At 61.9% G+C, this 23,516-nt stretch carries 25 protein-coding genes; 10 read left to right on the forward strand and 15 right to left on the reverse strand.

Annotated features, from left to right (window positions below; translation table 11 throughout):
- Positions 1–9: 9 nt before the first annotated feature.
- Entirely contained in the window at positions 10–1,095 is a 1,086-nt protein-coding gene (locus tag EN859_RS22290) for a sigma-70 family RNA polymerase sigma factor (protein WP_245525652.1), read from the forward strand.
- A 36-nt stretch (positions 1,096–1,131) separates the two neighbouring features.
- Here EN859_RS22290 and EN859_RS22295 read toward each other — a convergent pair whose 3' ends face one another.
- Together EN859_RS22295 and EN859_RS22300 are read right to left on the reverse strand one after the other, a co-directional pair.
- The gene (locus EN859_RS22295) at positions 1,132–1,521 is read right to left on the reverse strand and encodes a DUF427 domain-containing protein (RefSeq protein ID WP_127854927.1); all 390 of its coding nucleotides are present in this window, start codon (positions 1,519–1,521) and stop codon (positions 1,132–1,134) included.
- A 158-nt stretch (positions 1,522–1,679) separates the two neighbouring features.
- A complete protein-coding gene (locus tag EN859_RS22300; protein ID WP_127854926.1) occupies positions 1,680–2,036 on the reverse strand; it encodes a hypothetical protein in 357 nt (118 codons plus the stop codon).
- Positions 2,037–2,191: 155 nt separating this feature from the next.
- On the opposite strand from EN859_RS22300, the gene EN859_RS22305 reads away from it, so the two are divergent.
- The gene (locus tag EN859_RS22305) at positions 2,192–3,820 is read left to right on the forward strand and encodes a fatty-acid--CoA ligase (RefSeq protein ID WP_127854925.1); all 1,629 of its coding nucleotides are present in this window, start codon (positions 2,192–2,194) and stop codon (positions 3,818–3,820) included.
- Between the two features lie 79 nt (positions 3,821–3,899).
- On the forward strand, positions 3,900–4,685 hold the full coding sequence (locus tag EN859_RS22310) for a DUF1499 domain-containing protein (RefSeq protein WP_127854982.1): 786 nt from the start codon (positions 3,900–3,902) through the stop codon (positions 4,683–4,685).
- Positions 4,686–4,731: 46 nt separating this feature from the next.
- On the opposite strand, the gene EN859_RS22315 is transcribed toward EN859_RS22310, so the two are convergent.
- Positions 4,732–5,745, reverse strand: a complete 1,014-nt coding sequence (locus EN859_RS22315) for a LacI family DNA-binding transcriptional regulator (protein ID WP_245525653.1) — start codon at positions 5,743–5,745, stop codon at positions 4,732–4,734.
- 200 nt (positions 5,746–5,945) lie between these two features.
- Between EN859_RS22315 and EN859_RS22320 the strand changes: the two genes are divergently transcribed.
- From EN859_RS22320 to EN859_RS22340, 5 genes are read left to right on the forward strand one after another with little or no spacing between them, the layout of a single operon-like run.
- Positions 5,946–6,986: an ABC transporter substrate-binding protein gene (locus tag EN859_RS22320; RefSeq protein ID WP_127854924.1), complete on the forward strand. Its 1,041-nt coding sequence runs from the start codon at positions 5,946–5,948 to the stop codon at positions 6,984–6,986.
- Positions 6,987–7,022: 36 nt separating this feature from the next.
- Positions 7,023–8,060 carry an ABC transporter ATP-binding protein gene (locus EN859_RS22325; protein ID WP_127854980.1) on the forward strand — a complete coding sequence of 346 codons (1,038 nt, stop codon included), beginning with the start codon at positions 7,023–7,025 and terminating at the stop codon, positions 8,058–8,060.
- Positions 8,057–8,944 (forward strand): ABC transporter permease, encoded by an 888-nt coding sequence (locus tag EN859_RS22330; protein ID WP_127854923.1) that lies wholly within the window; start codon positions 8,057–8,059, stop codon positions 8,942–8,944. The genes EN859_RS22325 and EN859_RS22330 overlap by 4 nt, the downstream gene beginning before the upstream one ends.
- Positions 8,937–9,728 (forward strand): ABC transporter permease, encoded by a 792-nt coding sequence (locus tag EN859_RS22335; protein WP_127854922.1) that lies wholly within the window; start codon positions 8,937–8,939, stop codon positions 9,726–9,728. Before EN859_RS22330 ends, EN859_RS22335 begins: the two co-directional genes overlap by 8 nt.
- Positions 9,729–9,742: 14 nt before the next feature.
- Entirely contained in the window at positions 9,743–10,663 is a 921-nt protein-coding gene (locus EN859_RS22340; protein ID WP_127854921.1) for a 5'-methylthioadenosine phosphorylase, read from the forward strand.
- A 37-nt stretch (positions 10,664–10,700) separates the two neighbouring features.
- On the opposite strand, the gene EN859_RS22345 is transcribed toward EN859_RS22340, so the two are convergent.
- A complete protein-coding gene (locus EN859_RS22345; RefSeq protein WP_127854920.1) occupies positions 10,701–11,609 on the reverse strand; it encodes an MBL fold metallo-hydrolase in 909 nt (302 codons plus the stop codon).
- A 117-nt stretch (positions 11,610–11,726) separates the two neighbouring features.
- Between EN859_RS22345 and EN859_RS22350 the strand changes: the two genes are divergently transcribed.
- Positions 11,727–12,320, forward strand: a complete 594-nt coding sequence (locus tag EN859_RS22350) for a biotin transporter BioY (RefSeq protein ID WP_127854919.1) — start codon at positions 11,727–11,729, stop codon at positions 12,318–12,320.
- A gap of 92 nt (positions 12,321–12,412) precedes the next feature.
- Here the strand turns inward: EN859_RS22350 and EN859_RS22355 are convergent, their stop codons facing one another.
- The 7 genes from EN859_RS22355 to EN859_RS22390 all read right to left on the reverse strand — a co-directional run bounded on the left by EN859_RS22355 (position 12,413) and on the right by EN859_RS22390 (position 18,099).
- Positions 12,413–14,149 carry a VirD2 family relaxase/mobilization nuclease gene (locus EN859_RS22355; RefSeq protein WP_127854918.1) on the reverse strand — a complete coding sequence of 579 codons (1,737 nt, stop codon included), beginning with the start codon at positions 14,147–14,149 and terminating at the stop codon, positions 12,413–12,415.
- 247 nt (positions 14,150–14,396) lie between these two features.
- On the reverse strand, positions 14,397–15,113 hold the full coding sequence (locus tag EN859_RS22360; protein ID WP_245525654.1) for a lytic transglycosylase domain-containing protein: 717 nt from the start codon (positions 15,111–15,113) through the stop codon (positions 14,397–14,399).
- Positions 15,114–15,477: 364 nt separating this feature from the next.
- Positions 15,478–15,804: a DUF736 domain-containing protein gene (locus EN859_RS22365; protein ID WP_127854917.1), complete on the reverse strand. Its 327-nt coding sequence runs from the start codon at positions 15,802–15,804 to the stop codon at positions 15,478–15,480.
- A gap of 45 nt (positions 15,805–15,849) precedes the next feature.
- Positions 15,850–16,407 carry a S26 family signal peptidase gene (locus EN859_RS22370; protein WP_127854916.1) on the reverse strand — a complete coding sequence of 186 codons (558 nt, stop codon included), beginning with the start codon at positions 16,405–16,407 and terminating at the stop codon, positions 15,850–15,852.
- 63 nt (positions 16,408–16,470) lie between these two features.
- Complete coding sequence (locus EN859_RS22375) at positions 16,471–16,761, reverse strand: helix-turn-helix domain-containing protein (RefSeq protein WP_127854915.1); 291 nt, start codon at positions 16,759–16,761, stop codon at positions 16,471–16,473.
- A gap of 719 nt (positions 16,762–17,480) precedes the next feature.
- Positions 17,481–17,861 (reverse strand): DUF6499 domain-containing protein, encoded by a 381-nt coding sequence (locus EN859_RS22385; protein WP_127854913.1) that lies wholly within the window; start codon positions 17,859–17,861, stop codon positions 17,481–17,483.
- Entirely contained in the window at positions 17,821–18,099 is a 279-nt protein-coding gene (locus tag EN859_RS22390; protein ID WP_127854912.1) for a DUF2285 domain-containing protein, read from the reverse strand. The genes EN859_RS22385 and EN859_RS22390 overlap by 41 nt, the downstream gene beginning before the upstream one ends.
- 124 nt (positions 18,100–18,223) lie before the next feature.
- Here EN859_RS22390 and EN859_RS22395 point away from each other — a divergent pair, with 124 nt between their 5' ends.
- Complete coding sequence (locus tag EN859_RS22395) at positions 18,224–18,439, forward strand: helix-turn-helix transcriptional regulator (protein WP_127854911.1); 216 nt, start codon at positions 18,224–18,226, stop codon at positions 18,437–18,439.
- A 192-nt stretch (positions 18,440–18,631) separates the two neighbouring features.
- Here EN859_RS22395 and EN859_RS22400 read toward each other — a convergent pair whose 3' ends face one another.
- From EN859_RS22400 to EN859_RS22420, 4 genes are all read right to left on the reverse strand, one after another.
- Positions 18,632–18,961, reverse strand: coding sequence for a DUF736 domain-containing protein (locus tag EN859_RS22400; protein WP_127854910.1), 330 nt, complete (start codon positions 18,959–18,961; stop codon positions 18,632–18,634).
- A 674-nt stretch (positions 18,962–19,635) separates the two neighbouring features.
- Positions 19,636–20,562 (reverse strand): DUF2493 domain-containing protein, encoded by a 927-nt coding sequence (locus EN859_RS22410; RefSeq protein ID WP_127854909.1) that lies wholly within the window; start codon positions 20,560–20,562, stop codon positions 19,636–19,638.
- Between the two features lie 315 nt (positions 20,563–20,877).
- Positions 20,878–21,915 (reverse strand): toprim domain-containing protein, encoded by a 1,038-nt coding sequence (locus tag EN859_RS22415; protein ID WP_127854908.1) that lies wholly within the window; start codon positions 21,913–21,915, stop codon positions 20,878–20,880.
- A gap of 311 nt (positions 21,916–22,226) precedes the next feature.
- A complete protein-coding gene (locus tag EN859_RS22420; RefSeq protein WP_127854907.1) occupies positions 22,227–23,423 on the reverse strand; it encodes a DUF932 domain-containing protein in 1,197 nt (398 codons plus the stop codon).
- Positions 23,424–23,516 lie beyond the last annotated feature (93 nt).

The raw sequence follows: 23,516 nt of genomic DNA on the forward strand, positions 1-23,516 counted from the left end.
GCGCGCGTAATGCAAACCAGACTAAAAGAGCTGCAGATCCGCATGACAAACCCTCAGGCACCTCTCGAGCCAGCACCCCAGCAGGGCCAGCCGATCCTCGACCGGCTGGCCTTCGAGAAGCTCACGGCGGCCCACCGCCGCGAGCTCAAGCTCCACTGCTATCGCATGATGGGCTCGCTGCACGAGGCGGACGACCTCGTCCAGGACACGCTTCTTCGCGCCTGGCGTGCAAGGTCGGAGTTCGACGGGCGGGGTTCGGTCCGCGGTTGGCTCTACACGATCGCCACCAACAGTTGCCTCAACGCCCTCAAGGCGCGGGCCAGGGGACGTCGCATTCTCCAGCAGCCGGGACAGCCTCCCTCCCACGGGCCGGCCACAGGCGGGCCCGAAGCCGAGGTCACCTGGCTTGAGCCTTACCCGGATATGGAGCTTCCAGGCCTCGCTGACAGCGAGCCAGGTCCGGAAGCGCGGTACGAGACCCGCGAAGCCGTCCAGCTCGCCTTCGTCGCCGCGATCCAGGATCTGCCGCCCAGGCAGCGCGCCGCCCTGCTGCTTGCCGACGTCCTCGGGTGGTCGGCTGCCGAGACGGCGCAATTGCTGGGCGGATCGACAGCTTCGATCAACAGCGCATTGCAGCGGGCCCGCGCAACTCTGGCGGCGCGATATCCTCGGGGACGTCCCGCGGGTCGATCGCAGCCCAGCTCCGAACAAGGCCTGCTGCTCGAACGTTACATGCAAGCCTGGCAGGCCGCCAATCTCGACGGCTTGATCGAACTCCTGCGCGAGGACGCCACCTATCGCATGCCGCCCTGGCGTGAATGGTACCAGGGACGCGAGGCGATCCGCGGTTTCTTCGAGACCATCTGGAGCAAATTTGGCGGCTTCCGCACGGTGGCCATCGGGGCCAATGCCCAGCCGGCGGTCGGGGTCTATTCCCGCAGCCATCATGACCTTGGGTGGCGAGCCCATTCCCTGCATGTGATCGAACCCGCCGAGGGTGGGATCGCCGCGCTGACGGTCTATGTGGGGCCGCTCGGCCCCAGCTTGTTTCCGGCCTTCGGCCTGCCGCCAACCTGGCAGGGCGCGTACCTATAAATCTGACTGAAATGGTGCGGGGCCATCGGCGCCGGCCTAGTCCGGCGTGGCTTCGATCGTCACCTTGTTGGGATAGAACGCGCCGTGATTGCGGATTTCCGCCATCTCGTCGAAAGGCTGCTCATAGGCCCACATCGCGTCCTTGCCTGCTTCCGCCGCGGGCAGCACGCTCCAGTAGCTCGCATCGCCCTTGTAGGGGCAATGGGTCGTAAGGTCGGTTTTGCCCAGCTGGCCGAAATCGATGTCTTCGAACGGAATGTAGAATACAGGAGAGTAGGGCGGTTCGGACAACAGCTTTGCTTTCGTCGAGGAAGCGACGACCGTCTCACCGGCGCGCACCACGACGGTGCCGCGATAGGCCTCGACGGTGATCACCTTGTCGGGATTGCGTTGAAAGCCGGGCGAACGGTTTGCGATCTGATCCATGACTGGTTCTCCTTGGTCCGGTACCAGGACGTGCGTCCGCTATAGGTATGTCGGGTATAGGTGTGTCGGACGGGCGCATTGCGCAAGGCCGCCGCCGCAAGCAAAAGCGACCAGACGAGGTTTCGCTGGTCTGGTCGGGCCGTCCCGCCTATCAACAATCAGGCAGCAGTCTGGAACGCGTCCATCAGCCCGGCATAGGCAGCGGCAATGCCAGCCACCGGGTTGGTGCTTCTCGAAGCGGTTTCGACCTTCAGCGCGCCGCCGCCGGTCGGCAACGTCAGCAGCAGGAACTGGCGATTGCCGCCGTCGCCAACGCATGCCGCGGCGACATGCTGGGCTTCGCCTTCGTTTGGAACGCACATCTTGAACAGCAGCGTGCCGCCGACGGCTTCAAGGGCGCCGCCGACGACCTCGACGAATTCATCTTCGGAAACGGTTTTGGTCTCCGGCACCAAATCGGTCAGGCTTTCGGCAAGCGTATTTTCGAGGGTTTTGTCGTCGAGCTGCGCGTCCATGCGAACCTCTTTCATTCGCCAATCGCGCCCCGCCAGCGAACAGATTTCACGCCGACGATGGCCGGATTGTGGCGGCTTTCCCATCATTTCGATCAATACTGGACAATCCGTCGGTTCGCTCCACAATGGAAAGAAAAACCAATGGGAGGAACGACATGCTTGGACTGATGCAGGAATGGCCGCTGCTTTGCCACAAGCTGATCGACAATGCGGAGCGGCAGCATGGCAAACGCGAGATCGTGTCGCGCTCGATCGAGGGGCCGATCGTCCGCACCACTTACGCCGAAATTCACCGCCGCGCCTTGAAGGTCGCCCAGCGGCTCGAACGCGACGGCTTTGGGCTGGGCGACCGCATCGCGACGCTGGCCTGGAATACCGCGCGCCACATCGAGGCCTGGTACGGCATCATGGGGGTTGGCGCGATCTATCATACGCTCAATCCGCGCCTCTTTCCCGAGCAGATCGTCTGGATCATGAACAATGCCGAAGACAAGGCGATCTTCGTCGACCTGACATTCATGCCGCTGCTTGAAAAGATCGCCGGCGCGGTCAAATCGCTGACCAAGGTGATCGTGCTGACCGACAAGGCGCACATGCCGCAAACGGCGCTGCCGAACGTCGTCGCCTATGAAGAATGGCTTGACGAAGCCGATGGCGATTTCGCCTGGATGACGTTCGATGAAAATACCGCCGCCGGCATGTGCTACACATCGGGCACCACAGGCGATCCGAAAGGCGTCGTCTACAGCCATCGATCAAACGTGCTTCATGCCATGATTGCTGCGATGCCCGACGCGATGGGACTGTCGTCGCGCGATACGATACTGCCGGTCGTGCCGATGTTCCACGCCAATGCCTGGGGGCTTGGCCAGAGCGCGCCGATGATCGGCGCCAAGCTGGTCATGCCGGGCTGCAAGATGGACGGCGCCTCGATCTACGAATTGCTCGATACCGAGAAGGTGAGCTTCAGCGCCGCCGTGCCGACGGTGTGGATGATGCTGCTGCAATATCTGGAGGAGACCGGCAAGAAGCTTCCCTATCTGCAGAAAGTCGTCATCGGCGGCTCGTCCTGCCCGCGCGCCATCACCACGAAGTTCCAGGACAATTACGATGTCCAGGTCGTCCATGCCTGGGGCATGACCGAGATGTCGCCGCTCGGCACGCTGTGCACCATGAAACCGGAATATGCCGAACTCAAGGGCGAAGCCCGGCTCGATCTCCAGTGCAAGCAAGGCTATCCACCCTTCGGCGTCGAAATGAAGGTGACCGACGACGACAACAACGAACTGCCTTGGGACGGCAAGACCTTCGGGCGGCTGAAAGTGCGCGGGCCGGCTATCGCCCGCGCCTATTATGGCGGCGTCGGGTCCGAGCAGTTCGATGAAGACGGCTGGTTCGATACCGGTGATGTCGCCCATATCGACCTGGGCGGCTACATGCAGATCACCGATCGCGCCAAGGACGTCATCAAGTCGGGCGGCGAATGGATCTCGACCATCGATCTCGAAAACCTCGCGGTCGGTCATCCCGATGTCGCCGAGGCAGCCGCAATCGGTGTTCCCCATTCGAAATGGGGCGAGCGGCCCTTGCTTGTCGTCGTCCGCAAGCCGGGCAAGGAGCCGACCAAAACCGATATCCTGGCCTTCATGAGCGGCAAGGTGGCGAAGTGGTGGATGCCGGACGATATCGCTTTCGTCGGCGAAATCCCCCACACCGCGACCGGCAAGATCCAGAAGATCACCTTGCGCCAGCAATTCAAGGATTATCGGCTGCCGACGGATTGACGCAGATGGCAAGACTTTTCGCCTTCAAGCCGCCTGCAAAAGGCTCTAAGTGTCGGATCGGGTTGGGGTGGTGCTGAAAATATTGGAAATTTCCGAGCGACAGACGTCGAGGGCGGCCGGCTGGTCGCGGCGGACAGGGGCTTTTTCGGCGGTCCTGCTGCTCACCGTCCTCATCGGCCATCGATACGACCTTGTCGAAACGCCGGCCTTCCTGTGGGTGCTGGCCATCGTCGCGCTGCTTGCCGCCTTGGCGCTGCTGTTCGCCGGATTTGCCTTCTCCAGGCTATGGAATTTCGGCGACCGCGGCGGTCGCGATCTCAGCGTCGGCGCCCTGTTGGCGCTTCTGGTGCTCACTCCCTACGGCGTTGCTGCCTACTGGGCGGCGACCTACCCGCCGCTCCGCGACATCTCGACGGATTTCGACGATCCACCGGCGCTCGACATATCCACCCGGACCAGGGATATGAATCTGCTTTCGCCGCCGACGCCCGGGGCGCAGCGCCTGCAGACCGAAACCTATCCGCTCGTCACCGGGCGCAGCTACAATCTGCCCTTCGACAGCGTGCTCGACGCGGTCGAGACCGTGCTCGGCCGGCGCGACTGGCAATTTGCGGCGCCGTTTCCCGACGCGGAAGGGCAAAGTGAGGTGACGATCAACGCCGTGGCCAAGAGCTTCGTTCTTGGCCTGCCTGCCGATGTCGCGATTCGTGTGAGCAACGACGGCGATGCGATCATCGTCGACATGCGCTCGGCCTCGCGCTACGGCCGCTACGACCTTGGCGACAACGCAGCCCGCATTGTTGATTTCCTCGCCGAGCTCGATCAGCAAGTCGCTGGCCAGGTCGGCGTCGCGCCGACCGAGTGATATCGCTTGGCACCGCAAAAAAATGCGGCTTGAGTCTACGGACAGACTATTCGGCCGGGTGGAATCTGGCTTGCAGCAAGACTGTCGCGACCGGCCCAAGCGGATTGGCGATCCGGCTCTCCAGGACCTCGATAAGTTTGTGCCCGACGTCTGCCATGTCTACGGAATGAACGCCGATCTTCGCTGGCAGGAAGCGCGCCAGACGTGTGCTGTCACGGGCGACGATGTGGACGTCGCGGCCCGGTGCAAGACCTCTTCTGCCAAGAGCGTGTAACGCCCCCAGAAGGCCCAGTTCGTTGGCGCATGCCAAGCCTGTCGGCGGATCTGACGACGCCAGCAAGCGATCGAACCAGGCTGCGCTCGATTCCATGGTGAACATGCCATGACCGATCAGCGATTGATCGATCGGAATACCGGCCTCGGCCATTGCCCTTCCATACCCGGAAAGACGCATGGCGCTCGCCTGATCCTCCGGAACGAGAAGTTGCAGCGCAATGCGTCGACAGCCCTTATCCATGAGCTGTCGGGTCGCATCGTAGGCAATCTGCTCATTGTCGATATCGACATAGGGATACGCGATGTCCAGGTCGGTTCTTCCAAACGCGACGAACGGTATGCGTTGGTCCAGCAGCAGCTTGACGCGCGGATCACCCGAGACCATGCGTGTGATGATCAGGCCGTCTGCGCTGCGCGCCTGAAGCAGGCGCCGCACACTTTCGACAGGATCGTCGTCGGGTGTGGTGGAATAGATGGACAGGCTATAACCTGCTTGCCGCGCCGCCAGGGTCATGCCTTCGATCAAAGGAAGCTTCGCCAGATCGCACAGATAGTCGCGCGTTTCCATCGGCAGCACTGCCGTTAGCGTCAGGGTTTGTCCGGTTTTGAGCGCCCGGCCGTGATGATTTGGTACATAGCCGACCCGCTGCGCCACCTCCTTGACGCGCGCCACGGTTGAGGGATGCACTTCCGGCCCTTCCTTCAGAGCGCGGGATACGGTGGTCACCGAAAGGGAAAGTTCCGCCGCGATTTGTTTCAGATTGGCCATATCGCCCGACTTCATTTGCGAAAGCGCCGGCTGTTTTTGCTGAGCGTCGTAACGTTACCGGATTCGACCGAACGGTCAAATCCAAGCGCACTGCAAATGAACGGACCCGCTTGGAAGGAGCTTGACTCCGAGGCGTTTCGCAGTAATCGTAACGTTACGATTAAAAAAAATGCCCATCTAAGCGACATTTTGATGAATCCGGAGGAGGAGAACCTATGTCCTGGCTACGCATTTCCTTGGCAGTGGTCGCAGTCTCGGCCGCCTTGCCCGTCCATGCCCAAACAGTCACCATCACGACCGCAGGCGGCGACTATGGCAACGCCATCAAGGAGGCCATGTGGGGCCCCGCCGCAAAAGAGCTTGGCTATGATGTCCGCGAGGAGACGCAGAGCGACGGCCTGGCCGCCCTGAAGATGCAGGTCACTTCGGGTGCAGTCACCACCGACATCATCCATCTGGGTTCGCCGGAAGGCGCGCAGGCGGCCGCACAGTCGCTGCTGGAGCCACTCGACTACAAGATCATCGATCCCAAATCCGTGCCGGACGGCGCAAAGTCCGACTACTGCTATCCGTTCGATTCCTATGGCACCGTCATGTCGTGGAATACCAAGACCTATGGCGAGAACCCGCCGAAGACCTGGGCGGAATTCTGGGACGTTGCCAAATTCTCGGGCAGCCGCGCCCTGCGCGCCAACGCGCAAGACCTGATTGAGATCGCGCTTCTCTCCGATGGCGTGACGCCGGCGGACGTCTATCCCGTGCTCAGCACGCCGGAAGGTCTGGAGCGCGCTATCAAGCGGCTTGAAGCGATCAAACCAAATGTCTCGGTGTGGTGGACATCGGGAGCTCAGTCCGCGCAGTTGCTGAAAGACGGCGAAGCGGATTTGGTCGTTACCTGGAACGGACGGGCCCAAACCGTGAAAGCGGATGGCGGCGCGGTTGACTACACGTTTAAGGGTTCCGTCATCGGCACGGACTGCCTTGGGGTGCCGAAGGGAGCTGCGAACAAGGAAGCGGCCATGAAGCTCATCGCAGGGATGACGCAGCCCGCGCGCGTCGCGAGGCTGACCGATTTCATCGCCTATGGCCCGGTCAATCCCGCGGCATATAAGGGTGGCCTTATCCCCGAAGACCGTCTGAAGACCTTGGCGACCGCGCCTGAGAATGCTGGCACTTCGGTGTTTTCGAATGCGGACTGGTGGGTCAGGAACGGCGAGGCCGCCCAAAAAGCCTTCGATGAAATGATGAACCGCTGAGTCTCGAGTTCATCAGCTCTAAGGCTGGGGCACATGATGAAGTCGCTCTCGATCACCATCGACAGCGTGCGTAAGGCCTATGGGTCCTACGTCGCGCTGGACGACGTTTCGCTCGGCATTCAAGCTGGCGAATTCCTCACGCTGCTGGGGCCGTCCGGATCGGGTAAGACCACGTTGCTCATGGCTCTGGCCGGTTTTGTCCGGCCCGATTCCGGTAAAGTCTTGTTGGGTGATCGGGACATCACCCGTCTGGCCCCCAACAAGCGGGACATCGGCATAGTATTCCAGAACTACGCCCTATTTCCCCACATGAACGTCCTGGCGAATGTCGAATATCCGCTGGCGCTGCGCAAGACGCCGAGAGCGGAGGCCCGTCAGCGGGCGTTTGACACCTTGGCCCGCGTGAAGCTGGAAGGTCTGTCGGAGCGCAGCATTGCCGCACTGTCCGGCGGCCAGCGCCAGCGAGTGGCACTAGCGCGGGCGATCGTATTCGAACCACGCGTGATGTTGATGGACGAGCCGCTGTCGGCGCTCGACAAGAATCTGCGCGAAACCATGCAGTACGAAATTCGGCGTCTGCACGATGATCTGGGGATAACCACAATTTATGTGACCCATGACCAGCGCGAAGCGTTGATCATGTCTGATCGGATTGCGGTGATGAATTGCGGCCGCATCCAGCAGATCGATACGCCGCAGCGAATTTATGATCGTCCATCGACCCGCTTCGTCGCGGAGTTCATGGGCGAGGCCAACATTATGGCCCCGGGTTCAGTGCGCAGAATCGACGGCTCCGAAGCGTTACGCGAAACTTTGATGATTCGCGCCGAAAGCTTCCATCTTGATGCGAAGCTCGTCGGGCGAGACGGAGTGGCTCTCGAAGGAATACTGCGCGCCAAGGCGTTTCGCGGCGAAAACTGGCTTTTGACGCTGACGCTTGACGGTGGGCAAGAGGTTCTTGTCTGCATTCCGGCAGCGCTGGCCGGCGGCTGCGCCGAACTCGCCGTCGACCAGCGGCTGACCGCATATGCACCGGCGGCGAAAGTTCACGCGATACCGGGAGCGATCGCGTGACCGTCGCCGTGGATCCCGCGCTCGCCGCAGATGCGCGACGCGAGCGGCGGTTCTTCCTTTCGCTTTCGCTCCCAGCGCTGTTCATCGTTGGACTGGCGGCGATACTGCCCATCCTCTGGATCATCCGGCAATCCTTCCTGACCACCGGAGGTGAGTATACCGTCGGCAATTACGAGAAGGTGCTTTCGAGCGGACTGACATGGTCGGCGCTCGCAACGACCGTTGAGCTGTCCTTGGGGACGCTGGCGGTCTGCATTCTTCTCGGCACCCCCCTGGCGCTCGCTCTGGCCAGCGCCAGACCAAGGGTGGCCAACGTGCTGATGGCCTTCGTCATGCTGCCGTTGTGGACCTCTATTCTGGTGCGCACCTATGGTTGGCTCGTGCTCTTGCGGCGCGATGGCCTGATCAACGCGGCTTTGACAGGTTCAGGGCTGACAGCCGAGCCATTGCCGCTGGTCTACAACTTCACGGGAACGCTCATCGGCATGGTTCACTACATGCTGCCGCTCTTTCTGCTGCCCGTTTATGCCGCGATGCGCGATATCGACGCAAACCTCATCCGCGCGGCGGCGAGCATGGGAGCCACTCTCGGGCAGGTGGTCCGCACGGTCATTCTGCCTCTTTCGGCCGGCGGCATCTTCTCAGGTTCTACGATCGTCTTCATCTACACCATAGGTTTTTTCATCACGCCGGCGGTGCTTGGCGGCGGCAAGGTAAATCCTCTCTCCATCCGGATCGAGCGCACGCTGTCGACCTTTCAGGACTGGGGTTCGGCGAGCGTCTTGGGCATTCTGCTCCTCGTTCTGATGGCGCTGATCGGTGTGATGTTCCTGGCGGCAAGACGGCTGATGACGCGCAACAAAGTCGGTGTGGCCCATGCTTGAAGCCTATCCGCACAACAGGCTGGCCCGTATCCTGCTGTGGGGCTTTTCTGGGCTCGTAATGGCGTTTTTGATGCTGCCGACGCTGGTGGTCGTGCCGCTCTCCTTTTCGGCGTCCGATCTTCTCGAGTTTCCGCCGCGCGCATATTCGTTGCACTGGTACGAGAATTTCTTCGGTTCAGCGACATGGATGGCCGCGCTCAGGACGAGCCTGATCCTTGGGACATTGACAGCGACGGTCGCGGTGCCCTTGGCGCTGCTGGCCTGCATCTCGATGAATCGGCTCGGCGGAAAGGCTGCGGCGACCATTCAGGGCGTTCTGCTCACCCCCTCAGTCGTGCCAGGAATTCTGCTTGCGATCGGTCTCTTCTTCGTGCTGGCGGCGCAAGGTCTGATCGGAACGCTGTTCGGCGTGCTGGTCGGGCATGTGGTGCTGGCCATTCCGGTCGTGTGTATTGTGTTGTTGCCCGCTCTGGCCCGCTTTGACTGGAACCAGGTTCAGGCGGCGCGTAGCCTTGGCGCAGACTGGGCAAGAGCCATTGGCGGAATAGTTGTTCCGCAACTTCAGATCAGCTTGTTGTCGGCAACATTGATGGCCTTCCTGACGTCGCTCGATGAGTCTGTCATTTCGATCTTCGTCGCAAGTGGTCGCAACAGCACGCTGCCGAAGCTCATGTTCCTGTCGCTGCGCGATCAGATCGATCCGACCATTGCGGCGATCTCGACATTGTGGACCGCCATCGTCGTGGCCGTCGTCCTGATTGTGACCCTTCGCCAAAAATCCTGACCGAGACTGGAAACATGCCCACCAATCACCAAGCAGCCGACGATCTGACGGATCATTCGACGGACATACCCCAGGTGGAGCTGGCGATCATCACCGGGTCGGCAAACTGGGGGCTTGCGTTCCCGGAAGATGTCGAGGTCGATGGCGTGCGCACCTTGCGGCGGGACATGAGTTTTGAAACGCCTTTCGGTCGCACCGACAACTGGAAGCTGCTCCAGTTCGATGCGTCGATTACCGCCGAAGGCAAAACGAAACGGGCCTTGTGCATGTATTCGCACGGCAATCCCCGCGACCATATTGACCATTCCTGCCATCGCCGCGCGTTCTGGGTATTGATGAAAGCGGGTGTACGGCAAGTCCTGGCCTGCTCGACCATTGGCGCCGTCAACAAGGCGATCAAGCCCGGCGACATGGTGGTGAACGCCGATATCATCGAACTGACGCAGACCCCGTTTTCACTGCTTCCCGGCCGCCAGAGCTTCGACTGCTCGGGCAAGCAGATCGTATGTCCAAGATGTGCGGCAGTTCTGGTCGAAACCGCCCGCCGTCATTGGCCGGCCGAATGCCGCGTTCATGGCATCGAACAGCAATTGGTGGCTGCCCACTGTTACGGGCCGCGACTGACAACCCCAGCCGAAGCCTTGGCGTTTCGCAGCATGGGGGCGGATGTACTCAACCATTCGATCGCCCCTGAGGCCACCTTGTCGCGCGAGATCGGCGCATGTTTCGTGCCCTGCGCCTTCGTAACGGCAGGATTCAACGATTATATGGACCGTAATCGCCAGAAGTTGCTGCAGGAGGACGTGTTGCCGAACCTCTCCATAATAGCCTCGCGAGTTGCGCTGGAAACCGCCGCACGACTTCCGGCTAATCCGGAATGCTCTTGCCAGGGTTTGAAGTCGCCTCAACCAGCAGAGCGTTCCAGCCGTTTCTGAGGTATCAGGAGTGTAGGGCGAACTCGTTGGCGAGGTCTTAGCCAGCCGGTTCGAAAACGCCGTCGATGGCCGGGTCGCCGTCGGTGCTGACGAGGCCACGCGCCACCAGATCCTCCAAATGGGCAAGCACCGACAGGCCGGCCGCACCATGCAGGCGCGGGTCGGTATCGCGATAGATCGCCTCGACCATATCCCTGATCGTGCGGTCGCCACTCCCGATGCGTTCGAGGATCGCCTGCTCGCGCATCTGGCGGTGCGCCTTCAACTCACGCATGAAGCTCAGCGGCGCGGTTACCGGCCCGCCATGGCCGGGCAGCAGCAGGCGGTCGTCGCGCTCGATCAGGCGATCGAGCGAGGCCATGTAGTCGGCCATCGCGCCATCCGGCGGCGCGACGATCGAGGTCGACCATGCCATGACGTGGTCGGCCGAAAACAGCACGCCGGTTCCCTCCAGCGCAAAAGCCGCGTGATTGGCGGTATGGCCCGGCGTCAGCACCGTCCTGATCGCCCAGCCATCGCCGCTGGTCACCGTATCGTCGGGCAAAACGACATCCGGGGTAAAGCCGGTGTCGGCACTGGCATCGAGCGGATTGACCTCGCCGATGTGCAACGGCCGCGCCGGGCGGTGCGGGCCTTCGGCCAGGATAGCGGCACCCGTACGCTGCTTCAGCCGGGCCGCCAGCGGAGAATGGTCGCGATGGGTGTGGCTGACGAAAATGTGGCTGACCGGCCTGTTTGCGATCACCTCGAGCAATGTCTGGAGATGCGCATCGTCATCCGGACCCGGATCGATTACCGCCAGCGTCTCGCGGCCGATGACGTAGCTGTTTGTTCCGTGAAAGGTGAACGGGCTGGGGTTCTTGGCAGTGACGCGCTGCACGCCGGGCGCCACGGTCACGCCCTGGCCGTAGGCCGGATCGAAGCGCGTGTCGAATTTGAGGGCCATGGCAGAAGGCGTTGAACTCTGTTCCAGGAGACGGCAAAACCGATTGCCGCATAACACGGAAGCCAATATAGGAAAATGCGAGCCCGCAACCAGCGGCAGTCCGGAATGGGGAAGATCATGGCAATTACAACAACGATGCGTCCGCTCATCTCTCTCGCTCTGCCCGAAAAGGGCGCGGCCCGCCTGGTGACGCAGCTTTTGCTGGCGATCGCTGGAACCCTGGTGCTGACCTTGTCGGCAAAGACCAAGGTTGTGCTCGGACCGGTCGATATCTCGATGCAGACCTTGGCCGTCTTCCTGATCGCCGCGGCCTTCGGCATGCGCCTTGGCGTCGCCACGCTGCTTCTTTACATGGCCGAGGGCGCGATGGGCTTTCCGGTTTTCCAGAGCACGCCGGAAAAGGGCATCGGCATCGCCTACATGCTCGGCTCGACCGGCGGTTATCTGGCCGGTTTCGTGGTCATGGCGGCAATCGTCGGCTGGGCCGCCGACCGCGGCTGGGATCGCCATCCGGTCAAGCTCTTCAATGCGATGCTGGTGGCCGAGATCGTCATGATGGCAATGGGCTTTGCCTGGCTGGCACTGCTGATCGGCCCGGAAAAGTCATGGCAGTTCGGCGTCGTGCCGTTCATCGTCGGCGACCTGATCAAGGTGGCACTGGCCGCAAGCCTGGTGCCGGCCGTCTGGTCACTGCTGCCGAAACACCCCTGAAATCTGATTGAACGGAATATAGCCGGCAGCCACTTGAAGTGGCTGCCTTCCAGACGGAGCATACGTCTGAATTTTCGCGGCGGTTGTGAGCTTCACAACCCGACGCCGCGCTTCCTTCCAAAATTCCAAGTCACGCCGTCGCCGCGCGCCACCCCAGAAAGATGATTGCCGAGTCGTTTTTCGAGCGACGGCGACCAGGGCACGAGCCTAAAACCGAGCCCGTCATCGATCATCGCGAAACGGCCGGAAGCGAGCGAGAAACGCCGCCGGTAGATGCCGGCCACACGATCGCCATCTACGGCCTTCGTGAAGGACAGACCGGTTTCGGCGGCGAGTTTAGTGCCGAGCGCATCGACCTCTCGGCTACGCAGCGTGTCGATCAGGTTGCGCGCAACAATGACGCGCTGTCCCTCGCGCCTGGCCAGATCGTGCCTGACAAGGTGATCGACCCGATCCTCCAGCGCCTGTCTTACGTCCTGGCTAAAGCCACCATCGCCGAGCTCGGCTGGCTCGCGCGCAACGAGTTGCCGGTCGAGCCACGTCGCGCCACCGGCATGGATCTGTTCTTTGATCGAAAGGTCGGAGCAGACGGCGAGCGCGACACGGCCACGGCCCTTCGCATCCTCGTAACGGCGCAACTCCACGATCGAGCCCGGTGCGGAATCTCCGGTTGCGTCGAGATCATGAAAGCGGATGTGATGTGTGCTTCCGTCGATGCCGTCGACGATGGCATAAGCCGAACCGCGCAGTTCGTCATCAAAGCCACATTCGAGCAGCCGACCGATGACTGGCGTCTCGATCTGCTCGGCCGCGAGAACATAGCCCGATGTTCCCCTGTCGATGCCGTGCTCGGCGAGACTGCGGTGCATGCGCTTGATGATATCGCCTCGTTCGCCGAGAGAGCGCATCGTCGCCTCGGCTTCTTCGGCCATCATCCATGCGCCGGGACGGATCTCGTTGGCGAGGCCGAGGCTTTCGAGCCTGCGGAGCCGCCCAACCTTAATTGTCAGGAACTCGTCGGGCTGGCTGTCCAGGTGCGGCGCGAGATCGACGAGGCCATGACGATCCATGTCGCGGGCAAGCTGGCGGTCAAGCTGTGTCCAGCGCTCAGTATCGACCTGCCGCTCGATGGTTTGGCGGATGTCCTGGTCGGTGCGGAGCCCCAGCGTCTGGGTGAGAATTTCGCCTGCGCGGTCGCGCATGCCCTGGCGGATATAGTCGCGTGAGATGACGAGATTCTCGCCGTCATCGGCGACACCGCGAACGAGGATATGAACATGGGGGTGTTGGGTGTTCCAGTGGTCGATGCCGGTCCAGTCGAGTTTTGTGCCGAGATCGCGCTGCATGTCACCCATTAGGTTGCGGGCGAAGCCTTTCAGGTCGCCCAGTTCGACAGCGTCATCAGGTGAGACGACAAAACGAAAATGATGCCGGTCATCTTTGCATCGATCACAGAAGGCATCATGATCAGTCTCGTCCGTATCAGGACCAAACATCTTCGCCGTCTTGCCGTCGCGCGTCACGCCCTCGCGGCGGAGATATTTGAGGTGGGACGCCACAGATGTGACGCGGCCGAACTGACGCACCACGCGCGCCTTGACGACGGCGCCGCGCGAGCGGCTGGTGATGAGGCGATTGGCGCGGATGCTCGCCGTCCGGCCACGTCCAAAAGTCGAGAGGCGCGGCGAGATCAAATGGCCTTCGCGTGAAATGTTCCCACCGGCACGCTGTGCGGCCGCGAGCGCCTGAAAGGTGAAAGGACGCGCGCGCAGACCGGCCTTCGAACGGATACGACCAGGCCGCACGCGGAAGTCGTCATCACGGTTCATGCCCGTCGCTCCGGTGAGGTGCGGTATCTATTTGGAATAGGTTGAGAAGTGGCGATTGCGCACATCGCAGATTTCCGACACACATCGCAAAGCGAGGCGAGAACCATAAGAAAAACAGCCGATCGGCCGAGCCGCACATCGCGGTCCTTTATCCTGCCGCTCCTCTCGGCTCGCTCTGCGTCCGACCCTCCCTCCGCAATTTCCGCGACGAAACAGACCGGAATGCGATGGACCAGGAATGCGGCGATCATCGCGGTCTCAGTGACGAACGCTGAATGAACAGGCTAGGAACAACGGGTTTCGACACCGATCCAGTTTCGCCCGGTTGTGGCTCGACCGCTGTCAGGTCAACCACAGCAACGCCCTCCGGCGACCTCATAGTAGCCAAATGGATCCTCGCGAAGATGGTCTCAGCCTCAACATCCGCGTTGCGCTTGCCATGCGATGCTGCGACATTCCGGATGTCGCTAGAGTGCACGAAAATGGCCGCATCGAGTGCGCTCGTTCTGCCCGCCGCTTGCTGTGCGCGCGACAGCGTGGTGATTGTTCCGTTGATCAGCGGCGCGAGTTTCCTGACGTAGTCGATCGTCTCGCGCGGCAGCGGACGGCCTGCTGAAAGGTGCTCTTCGTATCGCCCGGGGCCGGCATTGTAGGCAGCGAGGAAGCCGTTGCGACCGAAGCGGTCGAGCATCTCGCGGAGGTAAGCTGCACCGGCAAGAATGTTGTCGCGCGGCTGATAAGGATCGTCGCCCAGATGATGCTTGATGCGCAGTTCTTCCCATGTCGCCGGCATGATCTGCATCAGGCCCATCGCACCCTTCCGCGACACAGCATGAACATCTCCAACGCTCTCGACATGCATGACGGCGCGAAGCAACTGTTCAGGAATGGCAAAACGTTTCGCCGCCTCCCGGATATGCGCCGACCAGGGATCGCCGGATGAAGTCTCGCTGTTCGAGCGCACCGGCCGCTCACTATGCGCGGGAGGTTCTGCGCAAACAACGGTCACGGAAAGGGTAAGCATGACGCATGCAGAAAGCGCTGTGACGCCTTGGCAGATAACTGCGTAAGCACTGCCGTCCCGACGCACCAGCAGCCTGCCACCGTGCTCGCTGCCGTCAAGGGCAAGGCTTCGCCGGCCGCACTTGCTTGCCGCAAATTGCGGCGCGATGAACATCCTGAACGACGGGCAAGCGTCCGGCCGCCTTTGACCTTCGTTGTGTGCGGCAGCCGCCCGACGGGCGATCGGGTCGAAGGGTTTGACCGGCACCCGATCGATCAAAGGGTTTGATGCAGAAAGTTCGCTGAGGCGCAATCGGAGCATCCGATCAGCCTTGCTCATCGCGCTTCGACGGCCGGCTCCAGTGCAAGGCCCAGACACTTTTCTCGGCATCGAACTGGAACAAATTGGCGCGGATCGGCTGCGTGAAGGACGGGTCGTCTATGGAAACAGAGAGATAGTTGCCAGCCTTCTCGCCGGTACGTTCCCACGCCGCGCCGATCTGCATGCCTTCGCAGAAGATGCGATGGTCCGGCGCGTTTTCGGCATCCGATTTCTCGGCAGGCAGGATGGCGAGCTTCGCGTCGAGCGTCAGCGTTGAGATGTTGCCGAAGAAGCCGTCATCGTTGCGGGTGAAGCTGCCGATCTGGGCCATTGCGGTGTTCCTTTCTTGAGCGTTGATACGGGTTGGTGCGAGCCGTCACGGCTTGCCAGGAGCCGGTACGCCGCTGGTATTTGGCGCCGGAGAAGTGCGGTCGGCGGTCCAGATCGGGACCGCGTGACCGATGATCGAAGTCAGCGGGAGCGGGCCGAAATAGCGGCTGTCAAAACTATCGGCCGCGTCCCAGTTCATGAGAAAGACTTCGCCATCGGCAATGCGCCGACAGCGCTGCCAGACGGGCAACGGTCGGTCGCGACTGTCACGCTCGCGCGCATGTCCAAAGGACATGCCGTAGGCGATGATGGCTGTGCCTTGCCGACAGACCGTTGCACCTGCGAGTGCCAGCACGCGCTTCAGAAGCGGCACGCCGTGCGGCAGGTATCCACGTGCGGCCATGAAACTCGCCAGTGGCTCGGGCGGCATGACGACGGCAATATCGGCAACGCTGATCTTATCGGCCGGCTCGACGCGGTAGAGCCCGATCGGGACGCTCGCCGATGCATTCCAGATGAACTTCGGTCGATGGTCGAGCACAGGTGTGGAGACCAGGATCGAGCCGCCGAGCATCGCGGCGATGATCGCTGGGCGCATACTCATAGCTCGCCCCGCCGGCGCAGGAGCAAGACCTGGTAGCGCTTCCGCATAGTAGTGTACCGCAGGTCACGAGATGCGATCGCGCTTGCCGGTGTAGGCCGGCGCGCGCGCCGCGTGCGGCTTTGCGGGCGGAACAAAGGTCGCGTTCGTATCACTGGTGGAGGTGCGCGCGCCGAGCTCGATCCAGGCGTGCAGGTCGTCGATGTCATAAAGGATGCGGCCGCCGACCTTGCGGTATTTTGGACCGGTGCCGTAAGTCCGGTGCTTTTCCAGGGTGCGGGCGCAGAGTCCCACGATGGGTGCGGCCTCCTTCGTTCGTAGGTATTTTTGGGGCGCGTCCGCGGGACCCTTCGACATCGCTCGATCTCCATTCGGTTCTGCTGTCGTCCTGGCCTGCCGGGACGCGCGAAGTGGACGATGGCTGAAATGAGAAAGGGCGAGGGAGGGCAAAGATCGGGGTCTGCGTTTTTGCTACCCGCCAAGAATGGCTTCAGCGCCTGGATTTCTGGCTACGGCTATGAGGATAGAAGAGAAGATCGCGACAGCCGCCAGCGACCAGACGATCCGCCCTTCGCAAGATTGCCCGAACCTTGTGCCGGAGATGATGATCGCGCCAGTCTCGAGGCGCGATCGACCCTCGTGACAAAAGCACCTCCGCGATACGGCGATAGGTGGCTCCTGCGCGGCGGGCGTCATGAGCGCGCAAATTGAGGATATGCCTGACATTCGTCTGTTGCGGCAGCGCTCCGTAGGCAGGGCCTGGTGGTCGACCGTTCAGCGCCCGCCAGAACCGACGCGCTGCGTCGAGCCGTGTCTCGAAGGCATCGTCGAGCGGCAGGAGGATCGCATCGATATCGGGCGGACCGTCGCGGCTTTCGGCAACCAGTCCATGCGTTGGCGACGCCGGCCAAAGAATATGAAGCTCTTCGGCCTGCTTCCAAATGCTGGCGCTACTGAGCCTGGAAAGCCGAACTGTCTGATGCGAAGGCCCGACCGAAGAATGTATCTGCATGGCCCGGAGCACGCGCGGCGATGCCTGTTCCGTCCAGACGATGTTCTCTGCTGATGGACTCCTGTCACCGGTGACTGTGAAATCGCGCGCCCCAACGGGCGGCGAAGTCGGGCGGACCGAGAAGGTCTCCTGTATTTGCCCCTAGCGACGCAAGCTCGCTGCACTCGACAATGAAGTCGTCGTTCCGTATCAGATATTCGGCAGCGAACTCCGACGCTTCGTAGTCGCGCATATGCATGTAGACCGCCGGATTGGTCCAGTCGCCTTGCAATGTGCCAAGTCCTCTCTCGATACCCGCATTGGATCGAGCTTCGAAATCAGCATCACGAGCTATACGCAGGCTGGGTAGTTGGAGAGTCAGCAAACCGCTGTGCTGAATCAGCAAAGCGTGGCGAAGGCTGCGCTTAGTGAGGTGCACCGCCCGCCAGAAGATACCGATAGCCATTGGTCGTCATCCACCGCGCGCGGGCAAGATGGGTCTCCCACGACCTGAATGCCCGCTCCGGCTCCTGGTCGGGATCGATGTGCAGGACGATCCTGGCCACCTCGCGCCAATCAGCATCTTCGGCCGCAGCGTCGAGCAGGCGGATGTACGTAAGCAGTCGTTCCTCGTCATAGCCGGTCAGGGTCGAGGCATCCGGCGCAATGTCGGCGACATCGGGATCGAGTAAGGGCTTAAGCACAGGATTGATCGCTCATGTTTCTACTGCGATCTCGAAGGAACCATCCTCTTGATGAACCCTGATCATAACGAATAGGAACGATCATTCCTAGAACGATAGTTCCCTTTCTGGTCCCTAGTCCGTCATGGATCTCAAGGAGATCATGGCGGTCAACATGCGTCGTCTGCGCCATGACCAGAACGTGACGCAGGAGGAGCTGGCCGCGCGCTCTGGACTGAGCATGCGTTACGTCGGATCGATCGAGCGCGCGCGGGTTTCGGCAAGCGTCAGTGTTCTAGGCAGGATCGCAAGCGCACTAAATGTGGACCCATGCGAGTTGATCAGAAAATCGGCACCGTGAGTTGGCGCGGGAAATACTATCGAATTTTCGATGATTGGCGAGACGACACGTGGGACTAAAGTGCTCCAGTCACGAACATGGCCGCAGTCGCCCCCGAGCCGGCTCGGCGAGCGGCAGCTGCGCTCGGCTTGGTCGCAAAAAAGAGGTTCGGCCCCGACCGGTTCGATCCGGGCGGGGCCTTGGTCTGGGGCCTTACTCCCCGTTGCGGCGACCGCTGGGACGGGACCAGATGAGGCTATAGCCTTCGCCTTTCTCGTCATTGAAGAGGTTGGCGTAGATCGGAGCGGCGAAGCTCGGATCGTCCAGCTTCAGACCGAGGTAGTCACGGCCCTCGTTGGAGCGCTTGGACCAGGCGGCTCCGATCTCGACCCGGTCGAGGAAGACGCGGTGGCTGGGAGCGTTGTCGCCCGGGTGGTTGGCTTCGGGAACGATGCGGACGTTCTTGGCTTGGACCGTGAGGGTAACGATGTCGCCCGTGAACTCGTTGTTGCCAACGCTTTTAAATGTGCCGATGGTCGCCATGATAGTTCTCCTTGATCACTGCTTCCGAGCCCGCACCATTGCGGTCTCGATGGCGATCCACGGCCGGAGGCGACCGCCGCCGCACCCGCTTGCGGGCCGCAGCGCAAGCGTAGGATGGCGCGAGAGCGACTTTGTTGTTTCGCGAGGAATGGCGGCGCAGCCGTCAGGGGAAGAAAGTCGATCGGAGCTATTGCGGCATAGGCGGTCGAGGCGCAGCCGGCCTTCGGTCAGATCTGGCCATTGAAGAGGCCGTTTGGAGCGGTCGACCTGGCAGGGACGGATCAATGGAGGGCGTGGCGCACCTGAAGCACGGTTTTCGCTTCGTTGGCCCCTGCCTTCGCGCGGCGTGCGCACAACGGACGGGCGAACGCTGCGGCGTAATCGAGACCTGGTGCGCTATGTGAAGGTCCGCTCCACGGAAGGGTGGAATTACGAGCCCGGAGAAGAACCGCTCCTCGGCGATAACATGTTCGCCGTTGGGCAAATGAGCCACAAATTCTCGGCTTCCCACGTGGTGCGGAACGCGGTCCACCAGGACTCCAGTTTCCATGCGCAGTTAGCGGATGGTCCACGCCCGCGACTCGCCGTGGGAAAAGGTATCCTCGCATACGACCCACCCCAATCTCGCTGCGCGACCACCGCAGTCGTGCAAGGCTACGGGAGATAGGCGTCGGTCACCCGCCGCCGAACTGCCAGACCGGGATGCCGAGCCTGCGGGCCTTGTCGGCGAGATTGTGTTGGATACCAGTGCCGGGGAACAGCATCACGCCGATTGGCAGGACGTCGAGCATCTCGTCGTTGCGTTTGAAGGGGGCAGCACGGCCATGTTTCGTCCAATCGGGGGCAAAGCCGATCTGCGGCACTTTGCGATGGTCTGCCCAGCGGGAGGCGATTTTCTCGGCGCCTTTCGGCGACTTGCCGTGCATCAAAACCATGTCGGGGTGCTTGGCGTGGACCTGGTCGAGCTTGGCCCAAATCAGGCTATGGTCGTTGAAGTCGAGCCCGCCGGTAAACGCGATCTTTGGCCCTGGTGGCAGCAGCACCTCGTGTTCGGTACGCTTTTTCGCCGAGAGGAAATCGCGGCTATCGATCATCGCCGAAGTCAGCGCCTTGTGGTTGACCATCGATCCGCTGCGTGGTTTCCAGCTTGATCCGGCGTGTTGCTCGTAGTGAGCGGCGGCCTCATCGCGCATCAGCTCGAAGGTATTGCGGCGCTCGATCAGCGTCCGCCCCTCAGCCGTCAGGCGCTCCAACTCGACGGATTTCACTTCACTGCCGTCCTGTTCGCGTTGGCTGCGCCGCTGCGCCTGCTCGTTGTCGTCGAGCTCGCGTTCGACGTGGCCGGTGGCGCGGTGAAAGATATTGACAGCTGACCACAGCAAATCATCAAGGTCGGGCTCAAGTCGGGTATCGGAGAGCGCCATCACCAGGGCGTCGAACACGTCGGTGATCGCGCCGACGACGACATTGCCTTCCGGGAGAGGCCGAGGGTCGGGTTCGTCCGTAAAGGAGCGATAGCCGTAGAGCTGGAGTTCAGTGAGGACATGGTCGATCGGGGATGACGCGTGGGCGGGTTCGAAGTCGGGATCGTGCTCGCTCATGGAATTCTCCTTCGCCGGATATGACCGCGACTTTTCACGGCCTTCTGGCGACGAAAGCCGGCGGGCGCCGATGACCTGCACCCGGAGCGAAGCGCGGGCCGAAGCGGCAGCGGAGGATGACAAAGGCCGGCTATTTTGTTTCGCGCTGCAAAGCCCGAAGGGCGGCGGAAAATAGTCGGCCGCAGGCATTGCCGGTCAGAGACGTTTGCCGGCCGATCGCCCTCTCGAAGGCCGGGTCGCGTTCCTCGCCGGTGTCAAGGGGGAGCCAAGCCCGCGAGCCACGTTGGTGCGATTTCGCCAATGCGATCCTTCGGCTTATGCCGCGGTCGACATGAAGCGGCCGACGTCGTCGGGCGCGACCTGCATCCGGCTTTCCGCCCGCAGGGCCTCAAGGCCGAGGTTGCGGAGATCATCGTTGAAGTCGCAGAGCTGGGGCGACAGCACGATCGTGTCGATACCAACAGCGCGCGCCCGCGTGATGAGCGTATTGCAAGCCCAGTCGCCTGTCGGATCGTTGTCGCGGGCAACGTATAATCTGCGGAGAGTCGGCGGAAATAAGATGGCGGCAAGATGGGCGGCGGAAAGTGCGGCCAGCATCGGCATGTCCGGAAGAATCGAACGGAGTGACAAGACGGTCTCGATCCCTTCACCGGCCGCCATGACATCGTCCCCTATGCCGAAGCGTACCGCGTTGCCGAGAAGCATGCCCATTGCCCGTCGCGGGGTGTCGATTGGCGCCTTGTCACGGCTTCGGGGGTCAAGCCAAGTTCGATGCGCTCCGGTGATCCGGCCGTCGAGATCGGTGACAGCTGCAATCATCGCCGGCCAGATTGCGGCCGGGCTGTGCTCGTCAGGTCGATAGTAGCAGCGGGGATGGAACCGCACGCTTTCGGTCCCCTGCAAATGGACTATGCCGCGCTCACGCAAATACGCTTCCACGATTGTGCCCAAAATCGGCTTCGACATGCCGAAGAGACGGCGGGCTGCTTCGGGCGATCCCGTCGCTACTGGTGCCGGCTGCCCGCGGGACTGACGCTCTGGCTCGGGAGGCGGCATGCTGAGGAAGGCCCGCGCCTCGTCGGCGATATCTTTGAAGTCCACCAGGCCGCAGCTCTCGCGGATGAGGTCGAGAAGGTCGCCGTGCTCGCCGGTGGCGGCGTCGGTCCATTTGCCGGCAGCGCCTTTGCCGGATTCCGGTCCCGTCAGTCGGACGAACAATGAGCGGCCAGGCGTATTGCGGGCATCGCCGACCAGCCAATAGCGGCCCTCGCGATGTCCAGCTGAGAGATAGTAACGGCAGACGGCTTCGGCCTGGCGACCGAGACGTTGCGCAAGATCCGTTGCTGTTTGCATAGCGAACTCTCCAGACGAAAAGGGGCTCCGCCGTTGCCGGCTGGGCCTTGGGTGGACGTATTGCTCCTTCGGGTAGCCGCCTGCGATCCATCGCCGGGCCGCTCGGTCGCGACGGGAAATGACGAACTGGTTGAACCGGATGTCGCGCTACGACGACAGGGTGATTTTCTCAGTAGCCATCGGAATGACGGGCGGCCAAAGCCTCTATCGGGCTCCAACCCGTCACGAAGCCTGCGGCCCACCTCTTACTCTGAGGCGAGCCGCAGAACCGGACACACGAAGGGCATGGAACCGGGAAGCCGTGAACCGGCTCAGGCGACGAGATCTAGCAATTTCTTCGCCCGGCCCTCGAGGTCGAGCCGCGCGTCCTGGTGCGTCTTATCGCGCGCCACGGCAGTGATGCCTTGGACGAAGTCGAAAACGCTCTCGGGCTTGCGGCCTTCCTCGGCGAGTACTGTCTCTATGATCTTCGTGGTCTCGGCCTTGCTAAAGCCTCGCTTGCGGAGGAAATCGGTTCGATCTTCATCGGAGCGGGCAGCGATCCGGGCACGGGCTGCCTTGATGCCGTTGATGAAGGGTGCCGGGCTGGAGTCTGCGAACCGCGCGAGCGCAGGTGCTGCCTCGTGCGCGAAGCGTGAGGCCGCGTATTTCGAATGCCGGATCGTGATCTCCTCGAAATCCTCCACGCCCCAGAGGTTGCGGTTCTGGCAGACGGCGCGGAGATAGAAAGACGCCATGCCGAGGGTTTTGGCGCCCACCTCCGAATTCCAGCAATAGAAGCCGCGGAAGTAGAGGTCAGGTGAGCCGTCCGGCAGCCGGCCGGCCTCGATCGGATTGAGGTCGTCGACCAGGAAAAGGAAGACGTCGCGATCGGAGGCGTAGAGTGTGGTCGTGTCCTTCGTCACGTCGACACGGGGGTTGTAGGTGCCTGTCGACCAATCCAGCACGCCCGGCACCTTCCAGCGTGTGTCGCCTGTGCCGTTGCCGGCGATCCGGCGAACGGCGGCGACCAGTTCGTAGTCGTAGATCCGGCCATAGTCCGGACCCGTGACGGCGCGGAGTTCGACGCGGCCGTCATCGGTCTCAAGTGTTTTGACCTGCTCGGCCCGGTGCGAGAATAAGCCATATTGCAGGTTGATGCCCGCCAGTGCGGCGGGAAGCTGGCGAAGATAAGCGGCCGGTGCGCCGATCAGGCCCGTGAGTTGGCCAAAGCTCCAATGGGTCGGCGAGACCGGGTCGGCCGCGCCGGGGAGGATGAGGGATAGGCGTTCGGCGTTGTCGCGGCTGGCTTCGACGTGAACCGCTGCGGTCTCGATGGTCCGTGTCCTGCTGCGTTCGCTGCGGCTGTTCACGGAATTGAACAGCTCCGACAAGGACAGAAAGCGCTCGTCTTCGGGCCGGGAAAACCATTCCGACGATACGCGGCCGATCCGCTGGCCCCGACCGACATCGACCTTGTAACTGCCGTTCGCGTCGCGAGTTGCGTCCAGAACTTCAACATTGCTCATGGCTGATCTCCACGACGGACCGTCAAGAGCCTCTCTCTCGACCTTCAATCCGTCACGGCGACAGCCGCAGCCCTCTCACTCTGTCGGGGCCGT

The sequence above is a fragment of the Mesorhizobium sp. M00.F.Ca.ET.216.01.1.1 genome (genome assembly GCF_004010325.2).
Taxonomy (GTDB): Bacteria; Pseudomonadota; Alphaproteobacteria; order Rhizobiales; family Rhizobiaceae; genus Mesorhizobium.